Source organism: Streptomyces sp. NPDC001594 (assembly GCF_042893675.1).
In the GTDB taxonomy this organism is placed as follows: Bacteria; Actinomycetota; Actinomycetes; order Streptomycetales; family Streptomycetaceae; genus Streptomyces.
The window spans coordinates 469,425-484,710 of sequence record NZ_JBIAVB010000003.1; the positions used below are offsets into that span (position 1 = coordinate 469,425).

Genomic DNA, 15,286 nt, shown 5'->3' on the forward strand with positions numbered 1-15,286 from the left:
GAACCGACACCGCCGATTTCGCCTCTCAGTGACTGCACAGCGGTTCCACCCGTCCGGAACGACATCGAGGCGTGACCCATGCCCGCATCCCGCCGCCGCTTCCTCCTCGCGGCCGTCGTGCCCATGCTCACCCTGGGCGCCTCCGGCGTGCTCTCCATAGCCTCCGGCCAGCAGACGGCCGCCGAGGCCACCCAGGGCAAGGACCCCGCCGCCCTCCTCCCCGCCAGCACCACCTCCGGCACGGTCGTCCAGATCGTCGCCCACCCCGACGACGACCTGTTCTTCATGAACCCCGACCTCAGCCGCTCCCTGCTCGCCGGGCTCCCCGTCACCACCGCCTACCTCACCTCCGGCGAGGCCGACGGCCGCAACGAGGCCAACGGCGGCCAGGCCAAGGATCCCCAGCAGCCCGCCGACCGCGCCCGCTACGCGGAGGCCCGGCAGAACGGCATCCGCTCCGCCTACGCCCAGATGGCCACCGGCGACCGCACCAGCGCGTGGAAGCGCACGGTCATACCCACCGCCGGGGGCGGCCAGGCCGAGCTCGACGTCCTCGTCGCCCGGCCCCAGGTCAACCTGGTCTGGCTCCAGCTGCGCGAGGCCCGCAACCCGGCCGCCGACAACCCCGACAGCCTGCGCGGACTGTGGAACGGCGAGATACCGGCGCTGGGCTCCCAGCTCACCACCGGCACCCCGGTCAAGCAGCCGTTCTCGTACACCAAGGACCAGGTCGTCCAGGCCATATCCGGCATCCTGGAGCGCTACCGCCCGACGACGATACGGATGCAGGACCCGACGCCGAACCGCTACCCGGACACAGGCAAGTACACCGACCACCAGGACCACATGTACGGGGCCCGGTTCGTGCAGGCCGCCACCGCCGCGTACGCCGAACGGGTCGCCGACCGGCCGCGCTTCTCGGTCCAGAACTACCTCGGCTACCACAACGGCAACCTCCCGCACGCCCTGGACCCGCAGACCGCCGAGACGAAGATCGGCTACCTCAAGACGTACGCCTGGCAGGACCACGCCGACTACTGCGGCTCCCCCGACGGCTGCGGCGACCGCAAGGTGGCCGGCAGCCCCACCGGCCGCAACTGGGCCCAGTCCCTGCGCTACGCCCGGGCCGACAACTCCTCCTGGCTCACGGAGGGCACCCCCGGCCGGCTCTGGGCCTTCGCCGCCCTCGACGGCCGGATGGCCGTCTGGAACCGCGACCGCTCCGGCACCTGGAGCGGCCCCGCCCTGCTCCCCGGCACCGGCATCGACGCCGGCGCCACCACCGCCCGCCTGCCCGACGGGCGCGTCGCGGTCCTCGCCACCCGCACGGTCCTCGGGCCCCGGCCCGCCGACTACCGGCGCGAGGTCGTCTACGCCGTCCAGACCACCCCCGACGGCCCGTTCGGCGCCTGGCAGTCCCTCGGCACCCCCGAACCGGGCGACGAACCCGGGACCTCCGCCATCAGCGCCCCCGCAGCCGCCGTGGACCGGGCGGGCCGCCTGACCGTCTACGTGCGCGACACCCGGCGCACCCTGCGGGCCCGCGTCCAGCAGCCCTCGGGGGCCTTCACCGACTGGCAGAAGCTGGGCGGCGAAGACCTCCAGGGCGACCCGGTCGCCCTCTCGGACGCGGCGGGCCGCCGCCACGTCTACGCCACCACCACGAAATCCGTCATCGCCTGGACCCAGCCCGCCCCGGACGCCCCCCTCTCCGGCCCCTACCCCACCGGCCTCCCCGCCACGACGGTCCCCCTCACGGCGGCCCGCGAGGGCGCGGGCGTCCGCCTCTACTTCCGCCGCCCCGACTCGGGCGTGGTCCGCAGCGCCCTGGTCACCGCCGGCCCGGCCGCCCCGCAGGTCTCCAGCGTCGCGGAATCCGGCGGCCGCGCGGGCTACGGCGCGATCGCCGCGGCGGGCCGCCTCCTGACGGGCCGCGCCGAAACGGGCACGGCCGCCACGACCACCCTGGGCGGCCCCCCGGCCTGGACGGAGTCCCGCATGCTCTTCACCGGCGCCCCCGCCTCGACCCTGGACGCCACGGGCACCCCCACCACCACGGCCCTAGGCCTGGACGCCCACCTCCACACCGCCACCCCCCACCCCACCACCCCCACCCCCCTCTGGCACCCGGCAACCCCACCACCCCCCGCCACCTGACCCCCGCCAAACACCAACGACCCCGCCCCGGAACCCGGGACGGGGCCGCTCACACCACTCCGGCGCTACAGCACCGGGAGGTTCTTGCGGAGTTCGAAGGCGGTTACCTCCGAGCGGTATTCCTCCCACTCCTGCTTCTTGTTGCGGAGGAAGAAGTCGAAGACGTGTTCGCCGAGGGTTTCGGCGACCAGTTCGCTGCGTTCCATCAGGGAGATGGCCTCGCCGAGGTTCTGCGGGAGGGGTTCGATGCCCATCGCGCGGCGTTCGGCGTCGGAGAGGGCCCAGACGTCGTCGTCGGCGCCCGGCGGGAGTTCGTAGCCCTCCTCGATGCCCTTGAGGCCCGCCGCCAGGAGGACGGCGTACGTGAGGTAGGGGTTGGCGCCCGAGTCGATCGAGCGGACCTCGACCCGGGAGGAACCGGTCTTGCCCGGCTTGTACATCGGGACGCGGATCAGGGCCGAGCGGTTGTTGTGGCCCCAGCAGATGTACGAGGGGGCCTCGCCGCCGGAGCCGGCGGTGCGGGAGGAGCCGCCCCAGATGCGCTTGTAGGAGTTGACCCACTGGTTGGTCACCGCGGCGGTCTCCGCGGCGTGCTTGAGGAGGCCCGCGATGAAGGAGCGGCCGACCTTGGAGAGCTGGTACTCGGCGCCCGACTCGTAGAAGGCGTTGCGGTCGCCCTCGAAGAGGGAGAGGTGGGTGTGCATGCCGGAGCCGGGGTACTCCGAGAACGGCTTCGGCATGAACGTCGCCTGGACGCCCTGTTCGAGGGCGACCTGCTTCATGACCAGGCGGAACGTCATGATGTTGTCGGCCGTGGAGAGGGCGTCGGCGTAGCGGAGGTCGATCTCCTGCTGGCCCGGGGCGCCCTCGTGGTGGCTGAACTCGACCGAGATGCCCATGGATTCGAGCATGGTGATCGCCTGGCGGCGGAAGTCCATGCCGACGTTCTGCGGAGTGTGGTCGAAGTAGCCCGAGTTGTCGGCGGGGACGGGACGCGTGCCGTCCAGCGGCTTGTCCTTCAGCAGGAAGAACTCGATCTCCGGGTGGGTGTAGAAGGTGAAGCCCAGGTCGGAGGTCTTGGCGAGGATGCGCTTGAGGACGTAGCGCGGGTCCGCGAAGGACGGGGAGCCGTCCGGCATCAGGATGTCGCAGAACATCCGGGCGGTCCCGGGGGCCTCGGCGCGCCACGGCAGTATCTGGAACGTGCCCGGGTCCGGCTTGGCGATCATGTCGGACTCGTAGACGCGGGCGAAGCCCTCGATCGCGGAGCCGTCGAAGCCGATGCCCTCGTCGAAGGCCTGCTCCAGCTCGGCGGGGGCGACCGCGACGGACTTCAGGAAGCCCAGCACATCGGTGAACCACAGGCGCACGAAGCGGATGTCGCGCTCCTCGAGCGTCCGGAGGACGAATTCCTGCTGCTTGTCCATGCCTTCATCCTCGCAGTTCAGACGATCTGTACACCACCGACCCGGAGGACCGGCGGCGCAGCCCGGCCCGTCCAGTATCCCTAGTGGTGGTTTCCGCCACATTACGCACCCCCCAAGGCCGATGACACCCCCGCTCTGACCTCGGGCCCGTCATGAGCATTACCATCTGCGGCCATGGGGGGCTGGGAGCACACGCGGAGCGGGCGTCACGGGCGTCCCGCCCGTCGTCGTGCCCTCCTGCTGCTGCTCGCCCTCGGGGTGGCGGCCGGGATGGGGTTCCTGTGCGTGCCCGGCGGGGGTCCCGCCCAGGGCGGCGGGGGCGTGGAAGGGCCCGTACGGGTGTACGCCGTACAGGGCGGGCACGGCGCCTCCGGTGAGCGTGCCGCCTGCGCGTCCCCGTACGAGCCGCCCGGCTGTTCCCCCCTGTCCCATGTGACACCGGCCGTCCCGCCGGCCCCGCAGCCCGCCGTCACCGCGGCGCGGCCCGGCCCGGCGTCCGGCGTCCTCGCGGCGGCCACGGGCCCGGTACGGCCGCCGGGGACCCTCGCGCGCGCCCCCGACCTGTACGCCCTGCAAGTGCTGCGGACCTGACGGCTGCGGCGCCGTAGACGACACCACCGGCAACACCCCCACACCCCCCTCAGCAGAAGGAACCAGGGCACATGGCCAGCAGGACGTCCGACAAGAACTCCCGCCAGAACCGCATAGCCGAGATGCGCCGCGCCGAGAAGGCGCGCGACCGGCGCAACAAGATCATCGCGATCAGCGTCTCCGCCGCGGTCGTCGCCGGGCTCATCGGCTTCGGCTCGTGGGTGATCATCGAGCAGAAGCAGAAGGACAAGGACGCGGTCGCGGCCCGCAAGGCGCCGGTCGACGGCGAGAAGACCTGGGACGCGAAGAAGCTCGGCCGCAACCACGTCGAGACCCCGGTCAAGTACGAGATGAACCCGCCGGTCGGCGGCGACCACAACCCCCGCTGGATGAACTGCGACGGCGACGTCTACAAGAACGCGATCCCCGAGGTGAACGCCGTGCACTCGCTGGAGCACGGCGCGGTGTGGGTGACGTACAACGAGAAGGCCGACAAGGCGGACGTCGAGACGCTGGCCGGGAAGGTCGGCAAGACCCCCTACACGCTGATGAGCCCCGACAAGGAGCAGGCGGGCACGATCATGCTCAGCGCCTGGGGCAAGCAGCTGACGGTGGACAAGGCGGACGACCCCCGGGTGGCGCAGTTCTTCACCAAGTACGTGCAGGGCCCGCAGACCCCCGAGCCGGGCGCGGCCTGCACCAACGGGCTGGGCGAGAAGTGACCCGCAGCCCTACGAACCGTACGTACTGGGCGGCGGGCACGGCGGTGGTGCTGGCCGCGCTGTTCGCGGCCGGGGCCACCTTCGCCACGGCGGACGGCGCGGGCTCCCGGGACGCGGGCGGCTCCGCCGCCTCGGGCGCGCCGGCGCTGTACTCCCCCGACGCGGGGTTCGCGCGGGACATGTCGGTGCACCACCAGCAGGCGGTGGAGATGTCCTTCATCGTGCGCGACCGCACCCAGGACGAGCCGGTGCGCGGGCTCGCGTACGACATCGCCAACACGCAGGCCAACCAGCGGGGCATGCTGCTGGGCTGGCTGGACCTGTGGGGGCTGCCGAAGGTGGTGGCCGACGAGCCGCCGATGTCGTGGATGGAGATGGAGATGGGGACGGGGTCCCCGTCCATGGGGTCCATGGACCACTCGGCGGGGCACGGGGGGCAGGCCACCAAGCCGGGCGCGCTCATGCCCGGGATGGCCACCAAGGAGGAGCTCGACCAGCTCCGCACCAGCAGCGGCCGGGACGCCGAGGTGCTCTACCTCCAGCTCATGACCGAGCACCACAAGGGCGGCGTCGCCATGGCCCAGGGTTGCGCCAAGCAGTGCCGGACCCCGGCGGAACGGGCGCTGGCCCAGGGGATGGTCGAGGCGCAGCAGTCGGAGATGAAGCTGATGGCGGACATGCTCAAGGAGCGGGGGGCCGCGCCGCGCTCGTGAGCGGGCGGCCCGGCGGGCGCGGGGCCGCCGCGTGGCGGACCGCCCGTGCCAGTTGGTGCGGGCGGTCCAGCATGACCAGGTGGCCGGCCGGCTCGGCCACCTCGAAGCGGGCGCCGAGCCGGTCGGCGAGGGCCGCCTGCCGGGCGAGCCAGCGCCGGGCGGCCCGGCCGTGGCCCCCGTCGTGCGCGGCGAGGACCGTGGTCGGGGCCGGCAGCGGGTGGCGGGCCCGCAGGGCGAGGAGTTCGGCGGCGGTGTCCGGGTAGCGGGAGTTCTCCAGGAGGACGCCCTGCCAGACCCGGCCGGTGCGGTAGCAGCGGCGTACGAGGTCCGGCGCCGCCGGGTCGGCCGCCCGGCTCCCCGCGCGGGAGGCCCGTACGGCGGCCCGCCGGGCGGCCGGTCCCAGCGCGGCGGGGAGACCGGCGGCGGTGAGGGCCCGGCCCAGCGCGCGGGCGGCGCCGGTGCGCAGCGCGGCGGGCAGGAGCGTACGGGGGGCCTCCTCGACGCTGGAGTCGACCAGGACCAGGGCGGCGGTGCGCTCGGGGTGGAGGCGGGCGAAGGCCTCGGCGTGGAACCCGGCGAGGGAGTGTCCGACGACGGTGACGGGCTCGGTGACGCCGAGCGCGTCCAGCAGGCCGGCGATGCGGCGGGCCTCGCCGACGGCGGTCGGCGGGACGGTGGCGGGGGCGCTGAGGCCGTGGCCGGGGCGGTCGAAGCGGATGACGGTCCGTCCCGCGGCCACGAGCAGCTCGGCGGTCCCGTCCCAGTCGAACCAGGCCATGGCGAGCCCGGCGCTGAGCACGACGGGCGGTCCCTCACGGCCCTCGCCCTCGACGAGGGTGTGCAGGGCGGTGCCGTCCACCCGGACGAGGCGGCCCGGAACGGCCGGCGGGGTCATGTGCGGCGCTCCTGGTGGACGGAGTACGCGAGGAGGCCCAGCCACAGCGCGACGAGCAGCACCTGGAGCCGCTGCCCGGCGCCCAGGGCCCAGGTGCCGTGCCCGGCGGTGAACAGGGAGATGGCGGTCAGGGTCCAAGCGGTGGCGAGCAGTTCCAGGACGACGAGGGCGGGGCCGTAGCGGGCGAGGGGGGCGAGCCGGCCGTAGCGGCGGGCGGCGACGGTGAGGGCCACTGTCCCGACGAGGGCGCCGGTCATGGCGAGGCTGCTGCTGACGGCGTGCGCCTGGTGGGTGGCCGGGACCAGGCCGGCGGTCTCGCGGGCGGCGCACTCGGGGTCGGCGGTGGGCTGACAGCTGAGCGGCAGCCAGGCGTCGGCGGCGGTGGCCGCGCCGAAGAGGGTGACCCCGGCCCAGCCGGCGACCGTCCAGGGGCGGCGGGCCCCGGGGTACCGGACGAGGCGGACGAGGGCGAGGAGCCCACCGAGGAGGACGAGCAGGCCGGCGGTGAAGTCGGTGGCCCGGAAGAGGCCGCCGAGGGGCTGGTCCTGGGCGGCGAGCTCGCTGACGTAGGTCTCGATGGGGTTGAGGCCGGTGGAGAGGACGACTTCGAGCACCCAGGCGGTGTAGGCGGCCGCGCCGAGGCCGACGAGGCCGACGACGGAACCGCTGTGGCTGTCGGGGGCGGGGTCGGCTTGTGTACCCATGGGTGAATGATCCTCGGCAGATCGGGCGGTGAGGCGCGGCGCCCCGCGCGGCGGCGCTGCCGGGGAACGCCGGGGGCCGTCCGGCGCAGTCCCTCACCCCGCAGAACGAGGCTGTGGCCCGGGGCGTTCCCCGGCGGGCGCGGCAGAATCCGACAGATCGTCTGATTTCCGCTGCCGGGGGGAGGCCGGGCGGCCAATGCGGTTGGAGGGGACGGGCGGTCATGGCAGGCTGCCCGCATCTCCGTACGCCGCACTTCGCAAGGACGCCGCCAGGTATGAGCACGCCGCCGACCCCGCCCCCCAGCCCGTCCGGCCCGCCGACGGAACCTGAGGGAACGCCGATACCCTCCGGCCCGACGCCCCCGCCCCCGGCACACCCCGAGCAGCCCGAGCAGCCGGCGCAGCCCGCCGCATCGGAGCCGGCCGCGGAGAGCGCGGAGACCGCCCGGCTGTCGCTGGACAAGCCCGCCACCCAGGCGGAGGAGCCCGCGACGCCCGCCCCGCAGGCCCCGTCGCCCCCGGCCAACGACCTCGCGGAGACCACCCGGCTGTCCCTCGACAAGCCCGCCGCCCCGGCCGACGACCTCGCGGAGACCGCCCGGCTGTCGTTCGACAAGGCCCCCGCCCCGACGGAAGAGCCCGCGACGCCCGCGACGCAGGACCCGGCGGCCCCGGCCGCGGACGTCGCCGAGACCGCCCGGCTCTCGCTCGACAAGCCCGCCGCCCCGACGCAGGAGCCCGCGGCGCCCGCCCCGCAGGTCCCGGCACCCGCCCCGGCCGCCGACCTCGCCGAGACCGCACGGATGCCCGAGGGGGCCGGCGGCCCGGTCGCTTCCGGGGGCCCGCAGCAGCCCGCCCCCGGGGGTGCGGCGCCGGCGGGGCAGGACCCGTGGGCCGCGCCGGCGCCGGGGGCCTTCGCCGCGCCCGGAGCCGGGGCGCACGGCGGCTTCGCGCACCCCGCCGCCCCGCCGCCCGGCCCCGCGTACGGGGCGGCCGGGGCCCCCGGCGGGTCCTGGGGGCCGCCCCCGCAGGGCCAGGGCGGGTACCCCGGTTACCCGGCGGCTCCCGGCCAGCCCGGCTACCCAGGCCAGCCCGGCTACCCCGGATACCCGGGCTACCCCGCGCAGCCGGGTGTGGCCGGGTACTACCCCGCCCCGCCGCCGCAGACCAACGGGCTCGCCGTCGCCGGGCTCGTGCTCGGGCTGCTCGGTCTCCTCCTCGGGATCATCCCGTTCCTCTTCTGGCTCGGCGGCCTGCTGGCCCTCGTCGGGATCGGGCTCGCCGGTGGCGGCGTGGCCCGCGCCCGCAAGGGGGCCGGGCGCCGGACCATGGCCGTGGTCGGCGCCGTCCTCGGCGTCGTCGGCCTCGGCGCGTCCGTCGGCGGCTGGTTCCTGACCACCCTGATCCTCGACAAGGCCCACGACCGCATCTCCCACGAGCGGCTCAACGACCCCGAGTGGGGCGAGGACCCCGAGGACTGGGAGGACGACCCCACCCCCTCAGCCCCGCCCTTCTCCACGTCTCCCAACGCCCCGAAGATCCCCAAGACCCCGTCGGGCCCCGGCTTCGCCACGCCGGTCCCCTTCGGCCAGACGGTGGCCTACCCCGACGGCCTCAAGGTGAGCCTGGCGGCGCCGCGCAAGTACGTCAGCAAGGCCACGTGGATGGAGGTGGGCAACGCGGTGGAGGTGTCCTTCACCATCACCAACAACACCGACAAGCCCCACACCGTCATCTACGCCATGCCCGCGGTGAAGGACGACAAGGGCGGCTCCGCCAAGCTCGTCTTCGACGGCGACACCCCGAAGCGGATCGAGGGCGTGATCCAGCCCGGCCAGTCCGCGACCGGCGTCGCCGCCTTCGAGGTCCCCGAGGGCACGAAGAGCATCAGCGCGGAGCTCTCGCCCGGCATCCTGCTGGACCCGGCGAAGTTCAGCGGCCCCGTCGGATAGGCGGGACCGGAAGGCGGGAAGGCGGCGAAACGGCCCGGGCCCAGGACATCGCGTCAGAAAGACGATTACACTGGGCCCGTGCCTCAACTTCGCCTCGCGCTGAACCAGATCGACTCGCACGTCGGCGACATCGCCGCCAACGCCGACTCGGTCGTGCACTGGACCCGGCACTCCGCCGAGCAGGGCGCCCACCTCGTGGCGTTCCCCGAAATGGCGCTGACCGGGTACCCCGTCGAGGACCTCGCCCTGCGCGGGTCCTTCGTCGACGCCTCCCGCGCCGCACTGGCCGGCCTCGCCCGGCGCCTCGCCGACGAGGGCTTCGGCGGGCTCCCCGTGATCGTCGGCTACCTCGACCGATCCGAGCGGGCCGCCGCCCGCCTCGGCCGGCCGGCCGGGTCCCCGCAGAACGCGGCCGCCGTGCTGCACGGCGGCGAGGTCGTCCTGCGCTTCGCCAAGCACCACCTCCCCAACTACGGGGTCTTCGACGAGTTCCGCTACTTCGTCCCCGGCGACACCCAGCCCGTGATCCGGGTGCGCGGGGTCGACGTGGCGCTGGCGATCTGCGAGGACCTCTGGCAGGAGGGCGGCCGCGTCCCCGCCACCCGCTCCGCCGGGGCCGGTCTGCTGATCTCGGTCAACGCCTCCCCGTACGAGCGCGAAAAGGACGACGTCCGCCTGGAACTGGTCCGCAAGCGGGCCCAGGAGGCCGGCTGCACCCTGGCCTACCTGGCGATGATCGGCGGCCAGGACGAGCTGGTCTTCGACGGGGACTCGATCGTCGTGGACGCCTCGGGCGAGGTGGTCGTGCGGGCCCCGCAGTTCTCCGAGGGCTGCGTCCTGGTCGACCTGGACCTGCCCGCCGCGCGGCCCGACGCCCCCGAGGGCGTCGTGGACGACGGACTGCGCATCGACCGCGTCGTCCTGTCGGAGGAGCCGGTGGAGCCGTACGAGCCGGTGGTGACCGGCGGCTACGCCGACCGCCTGGAGGACGACGAGGAGGTGTACGACGCGCTGGTCGTGGGCCTGCGCGCATACATCCGGAAGAACGGCTTCCGGTCCGTCCTGATCGGCCTCTCCGGCGGCATCGACTCGGCCCTCGTCGCCGCCCTCGCCTGCGACGCGATCGGCGCGCAGAACGTGTACGGGGTGTCGATGCCCTCGAAGTACTCCTCGCAGCACTCCCGGGACGACGCCGCCGACCTGGCCCGCCGGACCGGCCTGAACTTCCGGACCGTCTCGATCGAGCCGATGTTCGACGCCTACACGGGCGCGCTGGAGCTGACCGGCCTGGCGGAGGAGAACCTCCAGTCCCGGCTGCGCGGCACGCTGCTGATGGCCCTGTCGAACCAGGAGGGCCACCTCGTGCTGGCCCCGGGCAACAAGTCGGAGCTGGCCGTGGGCTACTCCACCCTCTACGGGGACTCGGTCGGCGCGTACGGGCCGATCAAGGACGTGTACAAGTCGGACGTCTTCCGGCTCGCCCGCCACCGCAACCGGGCCGCGGCCGAGCGGGGCGAGACCCCGCCGATCCCGGAGAACTCGATCGTGAAGCCCCCGAGCGCCGAGCTGCGCCCGGGGCAGGTGGACACGGACTCGCTGCCGGACTACCCGGTGCTCGACGCGGTCCTGGAGCTCTACGTGGACCGTGACCAGGGGCTGGAGGCGATCGTGGCGGCCGGCTTCGACCGGGAGCTGGTGGCGAGGACCATCCGGATGGTCGACACGGCCGAGTACAAGCGGCGCCAGTACCCGCCGGGCACGAAGATCTCCGCGAAGGGCTTCGGGAAGGACCGCCGGCTGCCGATCACCAACGGCTGGCGCGAGCACCCGTAGGGCGTACGGAGGGGGCCCCGCCGCACCGTGCGGCGGGGCCCCCGTGTGCCCGTGTGCCCGGCGTTACTTGCGGACCGTGAGCCGGGCCGCGACCGGGAGGTGGTCGCTGCCCGTGCGCGGCAGGGTCCAGGAGGCCTCCGGCCGCACCCCGCGGACCATGATCTGGTCGATGCGGGCCATCGGGAACTGGGCGGGCCAGCTGAAGCCGAAGCCGTTGCCGGCGGCGCCCTGGGTGGAGCGCATCTGCGAGGTGACCTCGGAGAGGGAGCGGTCGTTCATCGTGCCGTTGAGGTCGCCGAGCAGGACGACGTTCTTCAGCGGCTCGGCGGCGAGCGCCGCGCCCAGCGCGTCGGCGCTGTTGTCGCGCTGGTTGGCGGTGAAGCCGGCGTTGAGCTTGACGCGGACGGACGGCAGGTGGGCCACGTAGACGCCGAGCTCGCCGAAGGGGCCGGCGACGGTGGTGCGCATGGCCCGGGTCCAGCCCAGCCGGATGTCCACGGGCTTGCTGGAGGTCAGCGGGTACTTGCTCCACACGCCGACCGTGCCCTCGACCGCGTGGTACTTGTACGTCCCCCCGAGGACCTCCTCGTAGACCGGCACGGCGCTCGCCTTGAGCTCGGTGAGGGCCAGGATGTCCGCCCCGGAGGTGGCGACCGAACGGGCCGTGCCGCGCGGGTCTGCGTTGTCGGCGTCGACGTTGTGGGTGGCGACCGTCAGGTTGCCGCCGGAGCCCGACTTGTCGGTGACCAGGCCGCCGAAGAGGTTCACCCAGACCACGGCCGTCAGCAGTATCGCGATCAGGGCCGTCGCGGACCTGCGGACCACCGCGATGGCCAGCAGGACCGGCACGAACACGCCCAGCCAGGGCAGGAAGGTCTCGGTGAGGCTGCCGAGGTTGCCGACGTCGTTGGGCAGCTCGGCGTGGAAGACCATGATCCCGGAGATCAGCAGGGCGAAGGCGGCGGTGACGATCCCCCGCTTCCAGATGCCGGGGTCGCGGCGCAGCTCGTCCAGTTTGCGGCGCAGCGCGGCCCATCGGCGTCGCAGACCGGATCCGGAGGGCCCGGGCTCGGAGCCGCCGTTCCCCGTCTCCGTCATGTACGCCTGTGCCATGCCATGTCCTCGCTGCCGTGCTCGCGCTCCGTCCCCGCCCCTTGACCCTAGGCGATGACGAGAGCCTTCCGTGCCGTCCTTCACGGACGTACGACCGGGAGGACGAACGGCCGTGCGGCCGGGGTTCCGCTTGTCACGAAACGCGCACATTGGCTCCCGCGCTCCTGGAGCCCGGCCAGGAGTGTGACGGACCGGTCGGTGCGCCGCGGCTGCGGCACTTCCGTCCACGCCCGCAGGAGTGCCACCATGGTGGGTGAGTCCGGGGACGCCGTGAGGGCGCCTCGAGATGACACAAGGAGCAGTTGCAATGACGCATGCCGTTTCGCCTGCCCGCGAAGCCTCCTCCCCCACCCTGTACGGAGGCACGGGCACCCGGCGGATCACCGTCCGCGACCTCACCCTCGCCAAGGAGCGCGGCGAGAAGTGGCCGATGCTCACCGCCTACGACGCCATGACGGCGTCCGTGTTCGACGAGGCAGGGATCCCGGTCATCCTCGTCGGCGACTCGATGGGCAACTGCCACCTCGGCTACGAGACCACCGTCCCCGTGACGATGGACGAGATGACCCTGCTGTCGGCGGCCGTCGTACGGGGTACCAGCCGGGCGCTGGTCGTCGGCGACCTGCCGTTCGGCTCGTACCAGGAAGGCGCCGTGCAGGCGCTGCGCAGCGCGACCCGGCTGGTGAAGGAGGCCGGCGTCGGGGCCGTGAAGCTGGAGGGCGGCGAGCGCTCGCTGGCCCAGACCGAGCTGATCGTGCAGTCCGGCATCCCGGTCATGTCCCACCTGGGCCTGACCCCGCAGTCCGTGAACGCGATGGGCTACCGGGTGCAGGGCCGGGGCGACGAGGCCGCGCACCAGCTGCTGCGCGACGCGAAGGCGGCGCAGGACGCGGGTGCGTTCGCGGTGGTCCTGGAGCTGGTCCCGGCCGAGCTGGCCGCGGAGGTCACCCGGTCCCTGCACATCCCGACCGTCGGCATCGGGGCGGGTTCGGAGTGCGACGCGCAGGTGCTGGTGTGGACCGACATGATGGGCCTGACCGGCGGGAAGATGCCGCGGTTCGTGAAGCAGTACGCGAACCTGCGCGCGACCATGGGTGACGCGGCGAAGGCCTTCGCCGAGGACGTGGTCGGCGGAACGTTCCCGCAGCCGGAGCACGCCTTCCACTAGCACCGACGGGCACCGGCCGGTGGCGACGGCCCGCCGACAGCCCCCTCCCGGGCCGTCGGCGGGCTGTCGGCCGGCTGTCGGGGGTTTGTCAGTGGCGGCTGGTCCCATGGTGGACATGACGCGAAACGACAAGCATCCCCACGCCGTCGAAGTGCGGGGGCTGGTGAAGCACTACGGCGACACGAAGGCCCTGGACGGGGTCGACCTGGACGTCCGCGAGGGCACCGTGCTCGGTGTCCTCGGTCCCAACGGGGCCGGCAAGACCACCCTGGTCCGCTGCCTGTCCACCCTGATCGTGCCCGACGCGGGCACGGCGACGGTCGCGGGCTACGACGTGGTCCGCCAGCCGCGGCAGCTGCGCCGCACCATAGGCCTGACCGGCCAGTACGCCTCGGTCGACGAGAAGCTCTCCGGCTGGGAGAACCTCTACATGATCGGCCGGCTGCTGGACCTCTCCCGCAAGGAGGCGCGGTCCCGGGCCGACGAGCTGCTGGAGCGGTTCTCGCTCACCGAGGCCGCGAAGAAGGCCGCCATGCACTACTCCGGCGGCATGCGCCGCCGGCTCGACCTGGCCGCCTCGATGATCGGCCGCCCGGCCGTCCTCTACCTGGACGAGCCGACCACGGGTCTGGACCCCCGCACCCGCAACGAGGTGTGGGACGAGGTGCAGCGGATGGTCGCCGAGGGGGCCACCGTCCTGCTCACCACCCAGTACATGGAGGAGGCCGAGCAGCTCGCGAGCGAGCTGACGGTCATCGACCGCGGCAAGGTCATCGCCAACGGCAAGGTCGACGAGCTGAAGGCCCGCGTCGGCGGCCGGACCCTGCGGATCCGCCCGGTGGCCTCCGCCGACCTGCCGGACATGGCCCGCGCCCTGTCCGGGGCCGGTCTGGACGGGGTGTCCGGGGCGCAGGCCGTCCCGGACGAGGGCGTGCTCCTCGTCCCGATCCTGAGCGACGAGCAGCTGACCGCCGTCGTGGGCCTGCTGGCCGGCCGCGGGTACGCGATCGCCGACCTCGGCACCTACCTGCCCAGCCTCGACGAGGTGTTCCTGTCCATCACCGGACAGCGGCCCGCCCCGTCCGAGGACTCCGTTCCCACCGAGAAGACCGAGGAGGTCGCGGCATGAGCACCGTCACCACCACCAAGCCCGCGGCCCCCCGGGCGGCGGCCGCGGCCCCGGCCGAGGACGGCCGGATCGGCCTGCGGGGCAACCTGCGGCACATCGGCGCCCTGGTCCGCCGCAACGCCCTGCAGATCAAGCAGGACCCGGAGTCGATGTTCGACGTCCTGTTCATGCCGATCATCTTCACGCTGCTGTTCGTGTTCGTCTTCGGCGGCGCGATCTCCGGCAAGGGCAACCAGGGCGAGTACGTCAACTACGTGGTGCCGGGCCTGATGGCGATGATGGGCATGAACATCGCCATGGGCGTCGGCACCGGCGTCAACGACGACTTCAAGAAGGGCGTGATGGACCGCTTCCGGTCCATGCCGATCGCCCGGTCCTCGGTCCTCATCGCGAAGATCGTGGTCGAGCTGGGCCGGATGATGGTCGCCATCGCGATCCTGCTCACCGTGGGCTTCATCCTGGGCCTGTCCATCAAGACCTCGGTACTGGACCTGTTCCTGGCCATCGGGCTGTCGGCCGTCTTCGGCGCCTCCCTGATGTGGATCTTCATCCTGCTGGGTCTGACCCTGAAGACGGCGCAGGCCGTCCAGGGCATGGCGATGATCGTCCTGATGCCGCTGCAGTTCGGCAGCTCGATCTTCGCCCCGCCGACGACGATGCCCGGCTGGCTGCAGAGCTTCACCGACGTCAACCCGCTGTCCAACCTGGCCGACGCGGCCCGCGGGCTGATCAACGGCACCCCGCTGGGCCACTCCGTGTGGGTCACGCTGGCCTGGTCGGTGGGAATCACCGCCGTCACCATGCCGATCGCGGTCCGCAAGTTCCGCCAGAAGACCTGATCCCGGGCGGCCGGTCCGTCCGGATCGCGTCCCGGACGGCCCG

At 73.3% G+C, this 15,286-nt stretch carries 13 protein-coding genes; 9 read left to right on the forward strand and 4 right to left on the reverse strand.

The genetic code is table 11. The annotated features are described in order from the left end of the window. The first annotated feature begins 78 nt into the window (after positions 1 to 78). Positions 79 to 2,157, forward strand: a complete 2,079-nt coding sequence (locus ACFY0O_RS08445; RefSeq protein ID WP_388944306.1) for a PIG-L family deacetylase — start codon at positions 79 to 81, stop codon at positions 2,155 to 2,157. 65 nt (positions 2,158 to 2,222) lie between these two features. Here the strand turns inward: ACFY0O_RS08445 and ACFY0O_RS08450 are convergent, their stop codons facing one another. Next, the gene (locus ACFY0O_RS08450) at positions 2,223 to 3,584 is read right to left on the reverse strand and encodes a glutamine synthetase family protein (RefSeq protein WP_358899530.1); all 1,362 of its coding nucleotides are present in this window, start codon (positions 3,582 to 3,584) and stop codon (positions 2,223 to 2,225) included. A 174-nt stretch (positions 3,585 to 3,758) separates the two neighbouring features. Between ACFY0O_RS08450 and ACFY0O_RS08455 the strand changes: the two genes are divergently transcribed. The 3 genes from ACFY0O_RS08455 to ACFY0O_RS08465 all read left to right on the forward strand — a co-directional run bounded on the left by ACFY0O_RS08455 (position 3,759) and on the right by ACFY0O_RS08465 (position 5,610). After that, entirely contained in the window at positions 3,759 to 4,175 is a 417-nt protein-coding gene (locus ACFY0O_RS08455; RefSeq protein WP_388944309.1) for a hypothetical protein, read from the forward strand. A 71-nt stretch (positions 4,176 to 4,246) separates the two neighbouring features. Then, on the forward strand, positions 4,247 to 4,897 hold the full coding sequence (locus ACFY0O_RS08460) for a DUF3105 domain-containing protein (protein WP_388944310.1): 651 nt from the start codon (positions 4,247 to 4,249) through the stop codon (positions 4,895 to 4,897). Next, positions 4,894 to 5,610 carry a DUF305 domain-containing protein gene (locus ACFY0O_RS08465; RefSeq protein ID WP_388944313.1) on the forward strand — a complete coding sequence of 239 codons (717 nt, stop codon included), beginning with the start codon at positions 4,894 to 4,896 and terminating at the stop codon, positions 5,608 to 5,610. The genes ACFY0O_RS08460 and ACFY0O_RS08465 overlap by 4 nt, the downstream gene beginning before the upstream one ends. On the opposite strand, the gene ACFY0O_RS08470 is transcribed toward ACFY0O_RS08465, so the two are convergent. Both ACFY0O_RS08470 and ACFY0O_RS08475 read right to left on the reverse strand, forming a co-directional pair. Then, positions 5,579 to 6,505 (reverse strand): alpha/beta fold hydrolase, encoded by a 927-nt coding sequence (locus tag ACFY0O_RS08470; RefSeq protein WP_388944316.1) that lies wholly within the window; start codon positions 6,503 to 6,505, stop codon positions 5,579 to 5,581. The two genes, ACFY0O_RS08465 and ACFY0O_RS08470, sit on opposite strands and share 32 nt — an antisense overlap. Beyond that, positions 6,502 to 7,209 carry a DUF998 domain-containing protein gene (locus ACFY0O_RS08475; RefSeq protein ID WP_388944319.1) on the reverse strand — a complete coding sequence of 236 codons (708 nt, stop codon included), beginning with the start codon at positions 7,207 to 7,209 and terminating at the stop codon, positions 6,502 to 6,504. Before ACFY0O_RS08475 ends, ACFY0O_RS08470 begins: the two co-directional genes overlap by 4 nt. Before the next feature lie 275 nt (positions 7,210 to 7,484). On the opposite strand from ACFY0O_RS08475, the gene ACFY0O_RS08480 reads away from it, so the two are divergent. Further along, entirely contained in the window at positions 7,485 to 9,161 is a 1,677-nt protein-coding gene (locus tag ACFY0O_RS08480; RefSeq protein ID WP_388944321.1) for a DUF4352 domain-containing protein, read from the forward strand. A 78-nt stretch (positions 9,162 to 9,239) separates the two neighbouring features. Further along, positions 9,240 to 10,994, forward strand: coding sequence for an NAD+ synthase (locus ACFY0O_RS08485; RefSeq protein ID WP_388944323.1), 1,755 nt, complete (start codon positions 9,240 to 9,242; stop codon positions 10,992 to 10,994). A gap of 63 nt (positions 10,995 to 11,057) precedes the next feature. Here ACFY0O_RS08485 and ACFY0O_RS08490 read toward each other — a convergent pair whose 3' ends face one another. Further along, entirely contained in the window at positions 11,058 to 12,107 is a 1,050-nt protein-coding gene (locus ACFY0O_RS08490) for an endonuclease/exonuclease/phosphatase family protein (RefSeq protein ID WP_388944325.1), read from the reverse strand. Between the two features lie 307 nt (positions 12,108 to 12,414). On the opposite strand from ACFY0O_RS08490, the gene panB reads away from it, so the two are divergent. The 3 genes from panB (at position 12,415) to ACFY0O_RS08505 (ending at position 15,243) form a co-directional block, all read left to right on the forward strand. Next, entirely contained in the window at positions 12,415 to 13,275 is an 861-nt protein-coding gene (gene panB, locus ACFY0O_RS08495; protein WP_388944328.1) for a 3-methyl-2-oxobutanoate hydroxymethyltransferase, read from the forward strand. Between the two features lie 106 nt (positions 13,276 to 13,381). Then, positions 13,382 to 14,404 (forward strand): ATP-binding cassette domain-containing protein, encoded by a 1,023-nt coding sequence (locus ACFY0O_RS08500; protein ID WP_388944331.1) that lies wholly within the window; start codon positions 13,382 to 13,384, stop codon positions 14,402 to 14,404. Further along, positions 14,401 to 15,243, forward strand: a complete 843-nt coding sequence (locus ACFY0O_RS08505) for an ABC transporter permease (RefSeq protein WP_388944334.1) — start codon at positions 14,401 to 14,403, stop codon at positions 15,241 to 15,243. The genes ACFY0O_RS08500 and ACFY0O_RS08505 overlap by 4 nt, the downstream gene beginning before the upstream one ends. Positions 15,244 to 15,286: the final 43 nt, after the last annotated feature.